General features: G+C 51.3%; 2 protein-coding genes. Both read left to right on the plus strand.

All coding sequences use genetic code 11. The annotated features are described in order from the left end of the window. Positions 1–102 (plus strand): IS630 transposase-related protein (locus tag AAC855_RS21290; protein ID WP_340612132.1); only part of this gene is annotated, 102 nt, incomplete at its 5' end. Between the two features lie 70 nt (positions 103–172). Next, positions 173–347 (plus strand): hypothetical protein (locus AAC855_RS21295; protein ID WP_422824419.1); only part of this gene is annotated, 175 nt, incomplete at its 3' end.

Genomic DNA, 347 nt, shown 5'->3' on the forward strand with positions numbered 1-347 from the left:
GAAAGAGCAAAACGCCTGGGTGTTGCGCAGTCTGCTATCCACTACGCCTTGAAACGGCTGAAAATAACGGTCAAAAAAAACGCTAAGGCACCCCAACGCTGACGCTCAGGCCCGTCAGGCTTTTATCGAACGTATCGGCCACTATAAGCAAGCGGGGAAACCGATTGTTTATCTGGATGAAAGCGGTTTTGCCCAGTCTATGCCTTGCACACACGGCTATTCGGCGAAAGGGCGGCGCTGCTTTGGGACACACGATTGGCAGGCCAAAGGCCGCATCAATGTCATTGGTGCGATCCTCAAAAAGACCTTCGTGACCTTAAGCTTATTTTCGGGAAGCATTAATGCAG

Source organism: Xenorhabdus bharatensis, assembly GCF_037996705.1.
Classification (GTDB): Bacteria; Pseudomonadota; Gammaproteobacteria; order Enterobacterales; family Enterobacteriaceae; genus Xenorhabdus; species Xenorhabdus bharatensis.